General features: G+C 65.0%; 18 protein-coding genes. 9 read left to right on the top strand and 9 right to left on the bottom strand.

What is annotated here, in order from left to right:
* The first annotated feature begins 100 nt into the window (after positions 1-100).
* The 4 genes from AC3ISA_RS00640 to AC3ISA_RS00625 are packed head-to-tail and all read left to right on the top strand — an operon-like array spanning position 101 to position 5,965.
* Complete coding sequence (locus tag AC3ISA_RS00640; protein ID WP_489178878.1) at positions 101-853, top strand: HAD family hydrolase; 753 nt, start codon at positions 101-103, stop codon at positions 851-853.
* Positions 850-3,186, top strand: coding sequence for a glycosyl hydrolase family 65 domain-containing protein (locus tag AC3ISA_RS00635; RefSeq protein ID WP_489178877.1), 2,337 nt, complete (start codon positions 850-852; stop codon positions 3,184-3,186). The genes AC3ISA_RS00640 and AC3ISA_RS00635 overlap by 4 nt, the downstream gene beginning before the upstream one ends.
* Before the next feature lie 20 nt (positions 3,187-3,206).
* Positions 3,207-5,297 (top strand): copper-transporting P-type ATPase, encoded by a 2,091-nt coding sequence (locus AC3ISA_RS00630; protein WP_489180133.1) that lies wholly within the window; start codon positions 3,207-3,209, stop codon positions 5,295-5,297.
* Positions 5,297-5,965: a YoaK family protein gene (locus tag AC3ISA_RS00625; protein ID WP_489178876.1), complete on the top strand. Its 669-nt coding sequence runs from the start codon at positions 5,297-5,299 to the stop codon at positions 5,963-5,965. Before AC3ISA_RS00630 ends, AC3ISA_RS00625 begins: the two co-directional genes overlap by 1 nt.
* Here AC3ISA_RS00625 and AC3ISA_RS00620 read toward each other — a convergent pair.
* From AC3ISA_RS00620 to AC3ISA_RS00600, 5 genes are all read right to left on the bottom strand, one after another.
* On the bottom strand, positions 5,962-6,246 hold the full coding sequence (locus AC3ISA_RS00620) for a c-type cytochrome (protein WP_489178875.1): 285 nt from the start codon (positions 6,244-6,246) through the stop codon (positions 5,962-5,964). The two genes, AC3ISA_RS00625 and AC3ISA_RS00620, sit on opposite strands and share 4 nt — an antisense overlap.
* Positions 6,247-6,445: 199 nt before the next feature.
* Complete coding sequence (locus AC3ISA_RS00615) at positions 6,446-7,393, bottom strand: L-lactate dehydrogenase (protein ID WP_489178874.1); 948 nt, start codon at positions 7,391-7,393, stop codon at positions 6,446-6,448.
* A gap of 28 nt (positions 7,394-7,421) precedes the next feature.
* Positions 7,422-8,120 (bottom strand): VIT1/CCC1 transporter family protein, encoded by a 699-nt coding sequence (locus AC3ISA_RS00610; protein ID WP_489178873.1) that lies wholly within the window; start codon positions 8,118-8,120, stop codon positions 7,422-7,424.
* A gap of 12 nt (positions 8,121-8,132) precedes the next feature.
* The gene (locus AC3ISA_RS00605; RefSeq protein WP_489178872.1) at positions 8,133-8,852 is read right to left on the bottom strand and encodes an alternative oxidase; all 720 of its coding nucleotides are present in this window, start codon (positions 8,850-8,852) and stop codon (positions 8,133-8,135) included.
* Positions 8,853-8,863: 11 nt separating this feature from the next.
* Positions 8,864-9,904 (bottom strand): sensor histidine kinase, encoded by a 1,041-nt coding sequence (locus AC3ISA_RS00600; protein ID WP_489178871.1) that lies wholly within the window; start codon positions 9,902-9,904, stop codon positions 8,864-8,866.
* A 139-nt stretch (positions 9,905-10,043) separates the two neighbouring features.
* On the opposite strand from AC3ISA_RS00600, the gene AC3ISA_RS00595 reads away from it, so the two are divergent.
* Positions 10,044-10,361, top strand: a complete 318-nt coding sequence (locus tag AC3ISA_RS00595) for a hypothetical protein (RefSeq protein WP_489178870.1) — start codon at positions 10,044-10,046, stop codon at positions 10,359-10,361.
* Positions 10,362-10,363: 2 nt separating this feature from the next.
* Here the strand turns inward: AC3ISA_RS00595 and AC3ISA_RS00590 are convergent, their stop codons facing one another.
* The 4 genes from AC3ISA_RS00590 to AC3ISA_RS00575 all read right to left on the bottom strand — a co-directional run bounded on the left by AC3ISA_RS00590 (position 10,364) and on the right by AC3ISA_RS00575 (position 13,663).
* Positions 10,364-10,912: a pyridoxamine 5'-phosphate oxidase family protein gene (locus tag AC3ISA_RS00590; protein WP_489178869.1), complete on the bottom strand. Its 549-nt coding sequence runs from the start codon at positions 10,910-10,912 to the stop codon at positions 10,364-10,366.
* A gap of 26 nt (positions 10,913-10,938) precedes the next feature.
* Positions 10,939-11,580, bottom strand: a complete 642-nt coding sequence (locus AC3ISA_RS00585; RefSeq protein WP_489178868.1) for a cyclic nucleotide-binding domain-containing protein — start codon at positions 11,578-11,580, stop codon at positions 10,939-10,941.
* A 466-nt stretch (positions 11,581-12,046) separates the two neighbouring features.
* Complete coding sequence (locus tag AC3ISA_RS00580; RefSeq protein ID WP_489178867.1) at positions 12,047-12,292, bottom strand: c-type cytochrome; 246 nt, start codon at positions 12,290-12,292, stop codon at positions 12,047-12,049.
* 207 nt (positions 12,293-12,499) lie between these two features.
* Positions 12,500-13,663 carry a glycosyltransferase family 4 protein gene (locus tag AC3ISA_RS00575; protein WP_489180132.1) on the bottom strand — a complete coding sequence of 388 codons (1,164 nt, stop codon included), beginning with the start codon at positions 13,661-13,663 and terminating at the stop codon, positions 12,500-12,502.
* A 199-nt stretch (positions 13,664-13,862) separates the two neighbouring features.
* On the opposite strand from AC3ISA_RS00575, the gene AC3ISA_RS00570 reads away from it, so the two are divergent.
* The 4 genes from AC3ISA_RS00570 (at position 13,863) to AC3ISA_RS00555 (ending at position 16,568) form a co-directional block, all read left to right on the top strand.
* Positions 13,863-14,696 (top strand): universal stress protein, encoded by an 834-nt coding sequence (locus AC3ISA_RS00570; RefSeq protein WP_489178866.1) that lies wholly within the window; start codon positions 13,863-13,865, stop codon positions 14,694-14,696.
* 191 nt (positions 14,697-14,887) lie between these two features.
* The gene (locus tag AC3ISA_RS00565; protein WP_489178865.1) at positions 14,888-15,112 is read left to right on the top strand and encodes a hypothetical protein; all 225 of its coding nucleotides are present in this window, start codon (positions 14,888-14,890) and stop codon (positions 15,110-15,112) included.
* Entirely contained in the window at positions 15,112-16,203 is a 1,092-nt protein-coding gene (locus AC3ISA_RS00560) for an Acg family FMN-binding oxidoreductase (protein ID WP_489178864.1), read from the top strand. Before AC3ISA_RS00565 ends, AC3ISA_RS00560 begins: the two co-directional genes overlap by 1 nt.
* Positions 16,203-16,568, top strand: a complete 366-nt coding sequence (locus AC3ISA_RS00555) for a hypothetical protein (RefSeq protein WP_489178863.1) — start codon at positions 16,203-16,205, stop codon at positions 16,566-16,568. Before AC3ISA_RS00560 ends, AC3ISA_RS00555 begins: the two co-directional genes overlap by 1 nt.
* Positions 16,569-16,592: the final 24 nt, after the last annotated feature.

The raw sequence follows: 16,592 nt of genomic DNA, 5'->3' as shown, positions 1-16,592 counted from the left end.
TGTAGTCTGAGCGTCGAAGAAACTACTTGTGCGAAATACGATGTTGGCCTCGGGAGGCGCACTCATCGCCATGCGCTGAACGCAAAAACATGACCCGTCCTTGATCTGGCTCAAGGCGTTAAGGTCCGGGCGAGCACATCCTCGAAGGATGTCATTTCTTACAACTGCGATCCTCGACGTCGATGGCGTGCTGCTGGCGTCGCCGCACGAACAGGCCTGGCGCGAGGCGCTCAAGGGATTATGCGACCCCGCGCGGTTCACGCCGGAGATGTACCGGACCGAAGTGGCGGGCAAGCCGCGGCTTGACGGCGCGCTAGCCGCGCTCGTCGTGCTCGGCGTACCCGACGCCGAGTCGAGGTCCGGCGTCTATGCCATCCGCAAACAGGCCCGGCTTGAAGCCCTCATCCGTGCGGGGCGCATCAAGGCCTTCCCAGACGCCGTGCGGTTCGTCCAGGCCTTGGGGGCTAGGAGCATCCGTATGGCGGCAGCCTCGTCGTCCAAGAACGCCACGGCGATGATGCGGTCGATCCGGTTGGAGAATGGCGACACCTTCCTGAAGGCCTTCGATGCCGATGTGTCCGGGCGGGCCGTGGCACACGGGAAACCCGCTCCGGACATCTTCCTGCTCGCTTCGACGGAATTGAGATCGCAGCCCGCAGACTGTTTCGTGGTCGAGGATTCGCCTGCCGGGATTGAGGCCGCGAAGGCGGCGGGCATGCGGGCGCTCGGCATCGCCCGCAATGGCGAAACCGCGCTGCTGGCGGCTGCGGGCGCCGATCTGGTGGTCGCGACACTTGACGCTGTCGATATCGCCGCCCTGGTCGCGGGTCGGTTGACGGGGAAGGCGGCATGACGACGCGCGCCTCGTCCATAATCGCGTTCGACGTGACCTCGGACCCCGCCTGGCGTCTTGACGCCGTGGGTGACGATCCTTTGCGCGAAAGCAGTCGGCAGTCCCGCTTCGCTCTGAGCAACGGCTTCCTCGGCGTTCGTGGCGAAGGCGCGATGACCCGTGAAAACTGCCGAAGGAGACCGTCCAGGACGTCGGTCGCAGGTCTGTTCGATACCTCCGATGCGGCCGACGCCGTGCCAAGGCTGGTCCTGGCGCCCGATTGGCTTCAAGTCCGCATTCGAGAGTCGGGAGGCGGAGGGCTCCGCGGACGCGAGGTCCCGCCCCGGCGGACCTGTCTCGACATGAAGCGGGGCATGCTCCTGATCGAATGTGATCATTCGAGCGACGATGCCCTGTCGCGGACACGCGAGTTGCGCCTCGTTTCCGCGAGCCGGCGCGCGATCGGCCTTCAGCGTATCCAATTCGAGGTCCGGAACGGTGAGACGGATCTCTGTCTGGACGCCGAGGTCGCCGCCGCCGACGCCGCCCTGATCGCCGACTACGAAGAGCCCGGTCTCGTGCAATGGCGCACCCGTCGGTCAGGCAAGACGCTGGTGATGGCGGTTTCGGCCTCGGTCCGGATCGATGGCGACGTGATGGCGCCGACCGCCGTTGGGGCGCTGGGCGCGTCCGGGGCATGGCGCGGGCGCGTCGGCCAGGTCGTGGAGTTCGAACGTCTGGTCGCCTTTGGACGTGGAAGTGGCGACGACACGACCCAGGCGGCAGGCGTGCTCGCGGATCTCAGGGCGGCTGTCGTCATGGGTGGGACCGCAATCGTGGAGCAGCACGAAGCGACCTGGGCTGATCGGTGGGCCTCCAGCGACATCGAGATCGACGGCGATCCGGCGGCGCAGCAGGCGTTGCGGTTCGCGGCCTATCATTTGAACGGGGCCGCCAACCCGGACGATGAATCGGTCTCCATCGCGGCGCGCGGGCTGACGGGGGACGACTACGCGGGCCATGTGTTCTGGGACACGGAAATCTTCCTGCTTCCCTTCTACTGCCTGACCTGGCCCGCCGCGGCCCGGGCCCTTCTGATGTATCGGTTTCACACGCTCGACGGCGCGAGGGCGAAAGCCGAACGCCTTGGCTGGCGCGGTGCGCTTTACGCCTGGGAGTCGGCGGACACTGGCGCAGACGTGACACCGCCGCATGCCGTGGGTCCTGATCGCCAGGTCCTCGACATCCTTTGCGGGACCCAGGAGCAGCATATCAGCGCCGATGTCGCCTATGCCGTGTGGCAATACTGGACGCTGACGGGCGACGAGACGTTCATGCGCGACGCCGGCGCCGAGATCGTGCTGGAGACCGCCCGGTTCTGGGTCAGCCGGGCGGGTCTGGAAGCCGACGGCAAACGGCACATCCGCGGGGTGATCGGTCCCGACGAGTATCACGAGACCATCGACGACAATGCCTTCACCAACGTCATGGCGCGCTGGAATGTCGAACGCGGCCTGGAAGTCGTCGAACTCCTGCGGACACGCTGGTCCGATCGGTGGGCTGAGCTGGCTCAAAGCCTGGCGATCGAAGAAGCCGAACTAAACGCCTGGGAGGCGTTCGAGGGGACCATCGCAACCGGGCTGGATCCTTCGACGGGCCTGTTCGAACAGTTCGAAGGCTATGCCGGCCTCGAACCGATCGACCTAGCGGCCTATGCCGGCCGCTCGGTGCCGATGGATGTCGTTCTGGGGCGTGAACGAATCGCCCGGTCGCAGGTCATCAAACAGGCGGATGTCGTCGCCCTCCTTGTCCTTCTGCCGGAGAGTTTTCCTGGCCCCGCCGATGCTGCGAACTTCGTCTGGTATGAACCACGGTGCAGCCATGGCAGTTCGTTGAGCACGGCGATGCACGGTCTCGCGGCCGCCCGTCTGGGGCTGACGGACAAGGCCCTGGACTATTTTCGAAGAACGGCTGCGATCGACCTCGGCGACGACAAGGCGGCGATCGGCGGCGGCGTTCATATCGCAGCCCTGGGGGGCGTCTGGCTGATGGCCGTGCTCGGCTTCGCCGGAATAACATTCCGTGAGGATGGGATCAGCATCAGCCCCCAGCTGCCAGACGTCTGGACCGCCATGCGGTTTCCGCTGCAATGGCGCGGTCGGCGAGTGGCGATCGAAATCGACGCTGGTGAAGGATGCATCCGTGTTCTCGTGACGTCCGGCGAGGCGATGGCCGCCTACGTCGGCGATGCGCGCTACTGGCTGGAGCCCGGGCAGTCCCGCCAGATTGACCTGAAACCTTGGACGAGAGCGTTGTCATCCCGTCTAGATGCCTCTGTGGGGCAGGGACGTTGAACCTCATGTTCACCTGCCCCATGCATCCGGAAATCCGGCTTCCCACGCCGGGCGTGTGCCCGATCTGCGGGATGGCGCTGGAACCTGAACTGGCGACGGCCGAGCCGACGGCCAATCCCGAGCGGGTCGATTTTTCTCGCCGCTTCTGGATCGGTCTCGCCCTGACGGCCCCGGTCTTCGCCCTTGCGATGGGCGGGCACGTCTTGAACCTGCACCGCATCGTCCCGGGGCAGGTATCGAACTGGATCCAGTTCGGCCTCGCGACACCGGTCGTTCTCTGGTGCGGCTGGCCATTCTTCGAGCGCGCCTGGACCTCGCTGAGAACGCAGCGTCTGAACATGTTTACCCTGGTCGCCATGGGCGTCGGCGTAGCCTGGACATACAGCGTGCTTGCTGTCCTGAAGCCGGACCTGTTCCCGCCTGCGCTGCGCCAGATGGACGGCAGCGCGCCGGTCTATTTCGAGGCGGCGGCGGTGATCATCGTGCTGGTTCTTCTGGGACAAATCCTCGAGCTTCGGGCGCGGCAACAGACCTCGGGCGCGATCCGGGCTCTGCTCAGCCTGGCTCCGACGTCGGCGCGCCGTGTTCGAGACGACGGATCGGACGAGGACGTGCTTCTGGCCTCGATTGCGATTGGCGACCGGCTGCGCGTCCGTCCCGGGGAGCAGGTTCCGGTCGATGGCGAGATCCTCGAAGGCCGGGTCGCCATCGACGAGTCGTTGATCACGGGCGAGTCCATGCCCGCGACGAAGGGTGTGGGCGCCGCCGTCGTGGCGGGGTCATTGAACACCACCGGCTCCTTTATCATGCGGGCCGACCGGATCGGCTCGGACACGCTTCTGGCGCGGATTGTCCAGATGGTCGCCCAGGCCCAGCGAAGCCGGGCGCCGATCCAGCAGCTGGCCGATACGGTCTCAGGCGGGTTCGTTCCCCTGGTGATCGGCGTCGCGGGGATCGCGGCTGTCGTCTGGGGCTGGGTCGGACCGGAACCTCGGCTGTCCTACGCTTTGCTGGCGGGCGTGTCGGTGCTGATCATCGCCTGCCCCTGTGCGCTCGGCCTGGCGACGCCGATCTCGATCATGGTGGGCGTCGGACGCGGGGCGCGGGCAGGCATCCTGATCCGTGACGCTGAAGCGCTGGAGCGGCTCGAAAAGGTCGACACCCTGATCCTGGACAAGACCGGCACCCTGACCGAGGGACGGCCTTCGGTCACGACGATCCTGCCCGTCACCGGCTTCCACGAAACAGAACTGCTGCGGCTCTCCGCCAGCCTGGAACGCGGCAGCGAGCATCCGTTGGCCGACGCCATCGTCCGCGCGGCGACGGATCGGAAGCTCGATCTCGTCGAGGCGAAGGACTTCGACAGCCCCGTCGGACGCGGCGTATCCGGCGTGGTCGAGGGGAGGGCCATCGTCCTCGGTAACGCAGCTTTTCTCAAGGACCACTCCGTCGATGTCTCCGCCATGGAGGGCCGGGCCGACGACCTTTGTGCAAGAGGAGCCACGGCGATCTTTGTGGCGGTGGACGGCAGGCCCGCAGGCATCCTCGGCATCGCCGACCCGATCAAATCGACGACGTCGGACGCTATCACTGCGCTCAAGGCCGCTGGATTGAAGCTGGTTATGATCACCGGAGACAACCGGACGACCGCCGAGGCCGTCGCTCGAGGTCTTGGCATCGACGAGGTTCAGGCCGAGGTCCTGCCACAGGACAAGGCCGCCGTCGTTTCCCGACTGCGCCGCGAGGGCCGGGTGGTCGCCATGGTGGGCGACGGCGTCAACGATGCGCCGGCGCTTGCGGCTGCCGATGTGGGCGTCGCCATGGGCACGGGTTCGGACGTCGCCATCGAGAGCGCCGGCGTCACCCTGTTGGGCGGCGACCTGGAGGGACTTGTGAAGGCCAGACGTCTGTCGAAGTCGGTGATGGGCAATATCCGGCAGAACCTGATCTTCGCCTTCGGCTACAACGCAGTCGGCATCCCGGTGGCGGCCGGTGTCCTGTATCCGACGTTCGGATGGATGCTCTCTCCCGCGCTCGCGGCTCTGGCTATGGCGCTGTCCTCGGTCAGTGTCATCGCCAACGCGCTTCGGCTTCGGTCGGTCCGGCTCTGATGCAGCGATATGATCGCCGCGTTCGTGCTCTCGCCGCCTGCTTCTCGGGCGTCGCCGGCTATGTGGACGCAATTGGATTTCTCGTCACCGGAGGCTTCTTCGTCTCCTTCATGAGCGGCAACTCGACACGGCTCGGCATCGGTCTTGCGGAAGGCTCGTCAAGCGCCGGCATCGCCGCCGCCCTGATCGTCACTTTCGTCGTCGGCGTGATGACGGGCGCGATCACCGGTCGGATCGCAAAGGTTCATCGGCGACCGGCGGTTCTGGGCCTGGTCACCGCGCTGCTGGCGGCAGCCGTCGGCCTGCACTGGATGGGATTTGGCGCGCTTGTGGCGATCCCGATGGTGCTCGCCATGGGGGCGGAGAACACCGTCTTCGCCGAGGATGGCGAGGTCCGGATCGGTCTGACCTATATGACCGGGACCCTGGTGAAGGTTGGGAAGCGATTGGTAGCCGCAGGTCTCGGAGGCGACCCCTACGGCTGGGCGCCGTTCCTGCTGCTTTGGAGCGGCCTTTTGCTCGGGGCGATCATCGGTGCGTTGGCCTATCGCAGTTTCGGCGTGAATGCCTTGGCGGGGGCCGTCGCCGTTATGGCGATGCTCACGGTCGTCACCATCCTGATGGGACCGGACGGCAAAACGAGTTTGCAGCGAAGAGAAGCGACCTAGTCGCGGCGCGGGGCCTGCTGCGCCGCTTTCAGGGTTCCGAAGTAGGCGATCAGATCGTCGATCTCGCTGGCCCTGAAGACATAGGGCGGCATCGCGGGATGGGTGGTCACCAGTCCGGTGGCGAAGGCCGTCTCGAGATCGTCCAGAGATCGACGACGGACGACATCTCGAAATGGCGGCGCCGCTGCAAAAGCGCTGGCGCCGGTGGAGTTTATGGCATGGCAGCTCGCGCAGCCGACGATTGCGATCGCTCGACCGCGAGATGCGGCTTCCGCATCCATGGTCCCCGAAAGCGAGGGCAACCCCGTCGCCTCGGCCGTGGCGGCTGGCGATCCGTCAGGCGTTCTGTCGGAAGTCTCGCAGGATGCGAGAAGCAAGAGGGCCGAGGCCGCGGCGACTTTGGCGATCGAGGTGCGTAGGGACATGTCCCACAGACTGCCCGTTACTCCGCCTGCGTCGTTGATGCAGGTCAACGGCGCCTCAAGCAATTTCCGCTGTGGTCGACAGGGCGGCGAAGGCCGTCTGCAGGACCGCCGCCGAGGCGGCCAGGCCTGCTGCCTCGTCCGAAGTGAGGTCGGGCGTGATAATCTGCATGACGCCGCTGGCGCCGAGGACGCAGGGAAGGCTCAGGCATAGTCCTGACAGGCCGTACTGCCCAGCCAGCAGGGTCGATACCGGAAGAACGGCGCGCTCGTCGCGCACGATGGCCTCGCAAATGCGGACGATGGCGGTCGCCACGCCCCAGGAGGTGTAACCCTTGCCGTTGACAATGTCATACCCGGCGTCACGGACCTGACGGGCGATCAAAGTGCGGTCCAGGCCGTCATGATCGGCACAGAACTGATCGAGGGTTTGCCCGCCAATCCGAACCGTGGAGAAGCAGGCGACCTCGCTGTCGCCATGCTCGCCCAGCACGAACCCTTCGATGGAGCCGGCGGCGACATTAAGAACCTGGGACAGGGTCTGCTTGAGGCGGCTCGTATCGAGCAGAGTGCCGGTTCCTATGACCTGTGCCGACGGCAGCCCCGACCAATGGGCGGCGACGAGGGTCATGAGATCGACGGGATTGGCCGAGACGACGAGGACGCCCTTGAAGCCGGCCGCCATAAGCCGTCTGACGCAGTCGGAGACAATCGTCACGCTTTCGGCGGCCACGGAGAGCCGTGTCTGCGATCCATGGGTCGCCCCTCCGGCTGTGATCACAGCGATGCGGGCACCCGCCGCGTCGGCGTAGTCGCCTGCCCGGATCCGCGCGGGTCTTGCCAGGGCGTTGGCGTCTGCGATGTCGGCGGCTTCCGCCGCAGCCAGGCTAGGGTTGCTGTCGATCAGCACGATGTCACGGAACAGCGCCCGGAGCATGAGGGCATAGGCGGCCGTCGCGCCCACATGCCCCGCGCCGATGATCGCTATTCTGTTCGGATCGGCCATGGCGTTCCTTTGGTCGCGTTGAGACCGATCACACGATCGCCCCGAAAAGCCGGCCGATGCCGGCAGTGATCGCCATTGCGAGGACGCCCCAGAGCGTGACGCGCACGATTGGTTTCAGGATCGCCGCGCCGCCGACCTTGGCCCCAACGGCGCCGAGGACCGCGAGGCTTACGACGGCGGCTCCTGTCACCGCAACGACCGTCATCGACGAAGGCGCAACGACGGCGACAAGCAGAGGCACGGCGGCACCGACCGAAAAGGCCGCCGCTGAGGCGATGGCCGCCTGGATCGGACGGGCGGTGGTGTGGGCCGATATGCCCAGCTCATCATGGGCGTGGGCCGCCAGGGCATCCGTCGCCGTCAACTGGGCCGCGACCTGGCCAGCCAAGTCCTCGGCTAGGCCGCGCGCGACGTAGAACCCTGCCAGTTCCCGAAGCTCGGTCTCCGGCGCCGACGCCAGCTCGCCGCGTTCACGGTCGAGGTCAGCCTTCTCGGCGTCCGACTGCGAACTGACGGAGACGTATTCGCCTGCCGCCATCGACATCGCCCCGGCGACCAGCCCAGCGACTCCGGCGACCAGGATGCCGCTGCGGCCGGCATCGGCCGCGGCGACGCCAACGATTAGGCTCGCGGTCGAGACGATCCCATCGTTGGCGCCGAGCACGGCCGCCCTCAACCAACCCATCCGGCCGATCAGGTGGCGTTCGACATGTCGGTTTCTGGGCATCCCGCGGTGTCCCTAGGCGTGTAGCTCGACGGCGTGGTCAGGATAGGGCGCCGAGAGCGTCTTATCGACGGTCTCGCCATTCAGGGAGCTGGCGAAGCCGTGGTTGACGTCACGATGGTGGGCTTCGTCGGCGCGGACCACCACCACAACATCGCGCAGCGTCGCGTCAGCCGGAAGCTTCCAGTAGTGGATGGCGATCGCAGGCGCGGGCACGTTCGGCGACCGACCCTCGTCGATCTCCTTCAGATACAGGGAGTAGCTGATGACGGCCTCTTCCTCGAAATAGCCGACAAGCCGGTGTGCGGTGCGCGACGAGACGAGGTAGAGCAGGAAGAAGATGATGTAGAAGATGCCTTGGACGAGCTGGATCACAAGCCGCTCGAAATAGGTCGGCTTGGCCACCTCGATGAAGGTCATCAGGTGCATCCGTTCGTTCTCGGCCTCCTCCATCAGGGTGCGGATCCAGCCGTCGTCGTCCTTCATCCGGCGCAGGCAGGTCAGATGCTGAATCGTCGCGCCGACCATGCCGGGCACGGCTGCGACCGTTTCAAGCACGATGGCGCGGTGGCCGTAGCGCTTGGCGAAAAACGTGTCGGCCGAAAAGCGCAGGAGCTTGGTGAAGCCGAGAGCGAAATGGTCCGAGAAGCCCTGCGGCGTGTGGTGGATCACGGGCTGGGCCTCACGCTCTTCGGCGAGGCCTGCACGGTCGGGGGTCAGGATGGAGTTGGCCATGGGTGGTCCTTTCAGGACGCGTTGGTGGGTGTTGGGGCGCAAATGATCGACACGCGCAGACCGGGTTTGCCGTCTGCATGTTCGACCGTCGCACCGAGTTGTTTGGCGAGCGCCTCGATGATGCCGGTCCCCAGGCCGGGCTTGGCAGCTGCCGGATCCGTCGGCATGCCGACCCCGTCATCGCAAACCATCAAGGTCCAGCCTGTGTCGTGGCTGCGGTACTCGACGGTGATCAGACCTTCGCGATCCTGCGGGAAGGCATGCTTGAGCGCGTTGATCACCAGTTCGGTGACAATCAGGCCCAGGCTGACCGACCGTCCCGACGAGGCGACACTGTCATCGACGCTGACCCTCAGGCTGACGCGGTGGCGGTCGCGGATCATCGAGTCGCCGATGCTGCGGCACAGGTCGGTGAAGTAGCTGCGCAACTCGACGTCGCCGAGTTCAGAGCTGGCGAGCTGGCGCTGGACGGCGGCGACCGACATGATCCGCTGGTGGGCGTCGCGCAGATGGCTGCCGCTTTCATCCGAGCCAACCTTGCGGACGCCCTGCATCAATACGCTGGCGATGATCTGAAGGCTGTTAGCAACGCGGTGCTGGATCTCACGGACCAGGACGGCCTTATCCCGGATGAGGTCGTCCTTTTGCAGCGCCTGAGCCCGAGCTTCCGTGATGTCCTGGATCGACAGCAACAGCCGAATGCCTCGGCCAATCCCATTGTCCAGACGTTGCGCATTCAGGATGAGCCGTCTGACGCCTTCCGGCGTCGTCAGGTCCATCTCGTAGGCGCGGATCGAGGCCTGTCCGTAGGCTGTCGCCTTAAGGAGAGACCAGAGCTGCGGGCTGTTCCATTCGCCATTACCGAGGTCCGCCAGACGTGCGCCGGGAATGTCTTCCGGCCCCACGTTGAACGCGTCACGAAACGACTGGCTGGCGGCGACGATTGACAGGTCGCCATCGAGCAGAAGCACCGGCGCAACCGATGCGGATATCAGCGACAGCGCAAGATTGAGCGCGATGTCGGACGGCGGGTCTAGCAATGTTGCAGGCATGGATGGTCCACCCCAAGGGGCCAGAACGAGGCTGTGTCAGGCCAGACTAGGGCGGCCCAACGAGAATGACTTTGATCCAGATCACCGACAGAGCGTCTGCGATCGGTTTGGATGAGGTGTCATCTCAACGGAGCCTCCCATGACCAAATCGACCCTGAACACCCTCAGCCACGACCTGCATGCTTTCGCCGACGAGGCCACCGATCACCTCAAGGACGCCGCCAGCAAAACCGGCTCAGAGGCGAGCGACGCCGTCACGCGTTCGACCCACGCCATCACCCGCGCGGCCGATCGGCTGCGTGAAGAGGCAGAAGCAACCGCAGCGAACACCCGTGAACATCTATCATCGACGGTTCGCGACCATCCCGCCGCCGCCGGCGTGATCACCAGCTTCGTGACCAGCGCCTTCGTCGCCCTCCTGGCGACCTTTGCCCTGGTGCGCCTGTCCCAAGTCTGAAGTTAAAAAAGGCGAGCCTCGGCGCTCATGGCGTCGGGGCTTGCCGCCTCGGGGGATCCAACGGGGTACGAAACACCGGCGTCGCCAAGCGAGAAGCATTCCGTCTTGCTGCGTCCGGCCGAAACGCTGATGGCGCAAATCAACTCGGGTTTGAGGTGCACGATCGCGATGGAACTGGTCGCCGGGCTGTAGACACTGACCATCGGCCACCGATCGAACATCATGCGGTTCAGCCGCTCGACCTCGACCGGATCGCTCACCTCGACCGCTCGTGCCGCCATCGAGACACCGACTGCTCCCTCAACTTTCACGTCGGAATGGATCGAGACGGAAACGCGAGGATCCGCCTGGATATTGGCCAGCTTCTGGCTGTCGCGGCTGGTAACGAAGTACAGATTCAATCCGTCGTTGATGTAGCCCACGGTGGTCACCTGGGGCCAGCCGTCAGGCCGATTGACGCCGATGCTCATCAGACGCTCGTGCGTCAAAAGGCTTTCGATTGTCTCCACGGCGCGGCCGTGAATGGGCGGGCAGGTCTCTGAGGTCGGCATAGTGTGCGCTCCGTTGGCGCCGCCAACTACCGCGCTCTGGCGGCGAGAGCCTTGATCTGGCTCAAAGTGAGCGGATCGACCTCGCCGCGCGCGTGCTGGCGCAATCGATCGGGACGTTCGACAATAAGTTCACTTTGCGACGGCATCGAGATCAGGCCCTTGATCCTCATCCGCGTCAGGACCCGGCTGACGGTCTCGATCGTCAGGCCGAGATAGTCGGCGATCTCGGCCCGCTTCATCGGCAGCCGGACATGCCCCGGTGCGCTGGGCCTGGCAGGATCATGACCGGGCAGGTCCAGAAGGAACGACGCCATACGTTCGATCGCAGTCTTGCGGCCGAGCAGCAGCATCTGGTTCTGCGCGGCGGCGAGTTCGTGCATCGTTCGGTGCAGCAGCATATGTTCCAGCGGCGGCGAGCTATCCACCAGCGCCCGAAACGGGCCCTTCCTGAACCGGCAGACTGTGGACGGCTCCATTGCCTCAGCCGTGAAGACGTAAGCCTCCTCGATCGCCAGGCCGAGAAAATCCCCCGCAAACAGGAAGCCGGTGATCTGTCTGCGCCCGTCCGGCAGCAGTTTGTAGACCCGCAAGGATCCGGAGGTGATCGTAAAGACGTGCGGGGCCGGCTCGCCCTCACGCGCCAGGACGGCTCCAGTCTTCAGCTTCATGACCTCCGCCAGCTCGCTGAGACGATCGAGGTCGGGGTCCTCCACAGCGCCGCAAACCGTCAATGCCCGAGCGCCACAGCTCCCGCAGTCATTGGTTTGAGGCCGTTCGACACATCCGGGAGGCGGAGGTGATCGCGGCACAAGCAGAGGCTTCGGAACGGCGACCATAGTTCATCATAGGCTTCCACGCCGCATTCACCCCATCCTATGTTTGATCTGGATCAAATGACTTCGGCTTCAAACTTCACCGCTTTTGATGCTGATCAATGTAGAGCTTGCGATTTTCTGCGACCAGGGAGTTCAGTCGGGAGAACTACGATGTCGCTTCATCTCGTTGCCATCGCCTTATCCATCACAGGCGTCGCCGCCGCCCTGGGATGCGCTTTGGCGTGGGGCATCCAGCGGATGCCGTCGCCCAGGATGCGGGCGCACCGCCAGCCACGTCCCGCTCATCGCTAACCGGCCTTTACTCTGTCTGGATCGAGGCCAGATAGGCGAGGAGGTCCCGGTTCTGGCCCGCGTCGAGCACGAACTCGGGCATGGTGGAGTGGGTCGAAACAAATCCCTCCGCAAACGCTTCGCCCAACTGCTCGACTGGATAGCGGCGGCTGATCTCTCGCAACGGCGGGGCCGCCGACAGCGGGCTGAGGTCTCCAAAGACCAGGGCATGGCAGCTCGAACAGTTGGTCTGCGCAAATTCAGCGCCGCGCATAATTGACGCTGAGGGTGGTCCAGGCGGCAGCGGCTCGGCTGCCGAGGCGTGCGTGCCGCGTAGGTCCGGGGCAGGCGCACAGGCGCATAGGACCATAGCGAGGCATACGACTGAGATCGATTTTCACGGCGGAACTCCGGCGGCTGGGCCGATCCTCTACCGCGCTGACCGCGCCAATCCTTGATCCCGATCAATTGCCGGATGGTGTCAGGATTGCAGAAGCGGGTCGGCGTGGGGTCGACCGATCAACCCTGGGGCTGAGACAAGCTCTGCGGCTGAAGGAGCCATTGCGGCCAGCATGGCAGCCGACCGGTAAGATCTGTCTGGCATGATGGTCAATCTGGGTTTCTGCGAGAGGAGCGTTTCGTACTCGACCACATATCGCCGGGCCATGGCCGCGGCGGAGAAGCGGCGTTCGAACTCCGCGCGGACCGCCTTTCGATCCAATTGTGGAGCGTTCCGCGCCGCATCGACGGCCTCGTCCAGGGTGTCCACGAGAAAGCCGGTCACGCCATTCTCGATGATCTCGCTCGTGGACCCGCAGCGAAATGCGACGACGGGCGTGCCGCAGGCCATCGCCTCAATCATCACCAGGCCAAACGGTTCAGGCCAATCGATGGGGAAGAGCAGGGCGTCCGCGCCGCCGAGGAACTCGGACTTCTGTTGATCGCCAATCTCTCCGATGAACTCGACCAGCGGATTGGCGTCGATCATCGGCTTGATGACGGTCTCGAAATAAACCCGGTCTGCCGCATCGACCTTGGCCGCCATCTTGAGACGTTTCCCCAGGCGGGTGGCGATTTCGATGGCGCGGTCAGGGCGCTTTTCCGGCGATATCCGGCCGAGGAAGGCGAGGTAGCCCTCGGCCTCGGGAACGAACTCATAAAGCGCCGCTGGCATGCCGTGATGAACGGTCGCCTGCCAGTTACCGAAGCTCAAGGGCTGACGCTGGTGATCGGAAATCGAGATCAGGGCAAACTCCGACCAGCGCAGGTAGACGCCCGGCAGATCCTTCATGTCCAGCCGCCCGTGCAGCGTCGTCAGGGTCTTGTCCGCAAAAGGTTTGAACATCGGAAACTGGATCATGTCGGTATGGAAATGGATGACGTCGAAATCGTCCACGCGGTCCAGGACCTCTCCCAACATCGCCATATGGGCGGCCAGATCGGATTTCAGGGGTGACGGGTCCAGCCTGATGGCCTGATCACGGACGGGCACCAGACGCGCCCTGGTCTGGGCGTCGGCGCTGGCGAAGAGCGTGACGTCGTGACCGAGATCGACGAGGGCGTCCGTCAGATGGGCGACGACCCGCTCGGTCCCGCCATAGAGCTTGGGCGGTACGGCTTCGTAGAGCGGGGTGACTTGCGCGATCCTGAGCGGAACACCGCTAACCCGACGGGTTGACGCGGAACGTGCCGCCGCTGGTGTCTTGAGATTGGTCAGGGGGGGCACGGAGCGTCTCCTTCGGAATGACGCACAGGATGACCCCTGGGCCGACCCCAGTCTTTGATCCCGATCAATGCAGCCGAACTCGCGAGGCGCTCTGATGTCCTGAACAGGATGTCGAGCGATGACGTATGCGAATGTGATGGTCTACGTGGACGACGATGTGATCGGGGAAGCCAGGCTGGCTCTTGCCGTCGAGATCGCCACCCATTTCGGCGGGCGAGTTTTGGGCATTGTGGGTAGCGCGGCGGGATCCCCGACACCGGACGTCTACACAGGCGGAGCGATGCTGGGCGAAATGGCGACCCTCTTCCAGGACATTGCAATCGTTGACGTAAAGAACGCGGAAATTGCTTTCTGGAAGGGCGCGGATGCTCATTCCTGCCGTTTCGAATGGCGCGGTCAAACCGGCTTTCCGGGCGATGTGGTCAGCCATGCCTTGCGGGCTGCGGACGTCATCGTCATGGGCCGGCGCGACCCCGACGCCTTGTCTCCCCATGCCATCGATCCGGCCGACCTGCTGATGATCGCGGGACGACCTCTGCTCATCGTGCCGCCGTACCCTGCACGTGGGCCTCTCGGCGAGCCCGCCGTCGTCGCCTGGACCGACAGTCGCGAAGCTCGGCGCGCTGTTCAGTGCGCGCTGCCCATGCTGAAGGCGGCGTCGCGGGTGCATGTTGTCGAGATTGCACCCGAAGCCCTGCTCGACGGGGCTGCCTTGCGGACGACAGATGTGGCGGATTACCTTAGCAGCCACGGCATCGTCGCCAGCGCCCAGGCCCTTCAGGGCGACGGATCGGCGAGGTCAGAGCAGATTATCGGTTTCGCCGAGGATCTCTGCGCCGGCCTGGTCGTCGCCGGCGGCTACGGCCATGCCCGGATGCGTGAATGGGTCATGGGCGGCGTGACCCACGGGCTCATGGCGAACAGTCCTGTCAGTCTGATCGTCAGCCACTAGCAGGACAACTCATGTCCCTCTTCACTCAACTTCGTCTCGAACTGGCTCGGGAACCGGGTCACCCTCACGGGGATCCGCGCACAGGCTGGGATATTGTCGTCGCTCTGGACGATCACGGTCGGCTGGACCTTGACGCCTGCCGGGCAGATGCGGCGCGGCGCCGAGGCAGTCGTTTTGTCAGGGACGCGACCGTGGCCAGCGGTCACCTGCGCCAGAACCCCGAGGGCCCTTGGATCTTCGATCTGGAGCCGGACAACGCCCCGGCTGAAAACGCCTACCAGCTGGTCTCCGGCCTTTTCGAGATAGGTGGGTGGGTATCCATCGTGACGCCTGACGGGGACGGCCGCACCTTCGGCCTCGAGCGAAATCATTCCCTTGTCGCCGATACCCCTGAAGTCGTCGAGCCGTTCGCCTGATGAACCGGCGAGCGATGATGATGGGCGGAGGTCTGACCCTTGCGGCAGGGGCGGGGGCCGCCGGGTGGGCCTCTTACCGTATGGGAAATCTGTCGGATTATGAGGGAGCGGTTGCGGCGACGCGTTCGGCTTTGCCGGTCCAGCCCGACCTGGTCGCTCTCCTGCGCTACGCCACCCTGGCTCCCAACGGGCACAACGCTCAACCCTGGCGCTTCCGCCTGGGCGACAGCCGGATCGACGTCCTGCCGGACCGCTCGAAGCGCACGCCCGTGGTCGATCCCGACGACCATCATCTGTTCGTCAGCCTCGGGGGGGCGGCCGAGACCCTCGCGCTGGCGGGCGCTGCGCGTGGGAAACCCGGCGAGGTCGTCTTGGATCAGACCGACCCTGGCGGGCTGACCTATCGTTATGGACAGGGTCAGCCCTCTGCCTCCGAGCTGTTCGACGCCATCCCGCGACGACAGTCGACCCGCGCCGACTATGACGGGCGATCTGTGAGCGCCGCAGACTTGAGACGGCTCACGGCCGCCGCTCAAACACCCGGCGTCGATCTCATCCTTTTGACCAATCGCTCCGCCCTCCAACGGGTCCGGGATGTGGTCGTGCAGGGAAACGACGCGCAACTTCGCGATCCTGCCTTCGTCCGCGAGCTCAAGTCCTGGATTCGATACAATCCTCGCTCGGCGATCGAAACCGGAGATGGCCTCTTCAGCGTGACGAGTGGCAGCCCGCCCCTGCCGACCTGGCTGGGACGGGCTCTGTTCGACGCCACCTTCAAGGCCGAGGCGGAGAATGACAAATACGCAAGCCAGATCGCCTCATCCGGCGGGGTCGCCGTCTTCGTCGGCGAACGTGAGGACCGAGATCACTGGACCCGCGTCGGGCGCGCCAGCCAGCGTTTCGCCCTCCAGGCGACCGCGCTTGGACTGAAGGTCGCCTACATCAACCAGCCCGTCGAAGTCGCAGCCCTGCGCCCCGAGCTGGCGTCTCTGATCGGGTTACCTGGCCGTCGGCCGGATCTGGTGATGCGGTTCGGATATGGTCCGTCCCTGCCATATTCGGCGCGTCGGCCGCCCCTGGTCATCGCCTGATGAGCACGAGGTCGCCGGCGCTGGCCGCAGCCCGATGCATTCACACCGCCATCTATGTCGTGATGGCCTTCTCGACGCTGGCCTTGCTCTACGTCGGCGTAAGCGGCCGGCCGATGGTCAGCCTCTGGGTGTTTCTCCCCCTGATCGCGATCGAAATCGTCGCCTTTGCGGCGGGTGGCCTGAAGTGCCCGCTTACCGCTTTCATCGACCACCTTGCGGGCGACACCGAACATGTCGCCGACACCTACCTTCCGGAACGAGTAACCCGCCACACCCTGGTGATTTTCGGCCCCATTCTGGCGGCTGCATTGATGCTGCTGGCAGCCCGTTGGGTCGGTATGCTTGGGGAAGGGTCTCGCCTGTGAACACCTTCAGATCACAGCCGCAAG

This window comes from Brevundimonas sp. KH_058 (genome assembly GCF_057838505.1).
The sequence above is the reverse complement of the archived record's forward strand: the minus strand, read 5'-3'. Positions and strand labels throughout refer to the sequence as shown.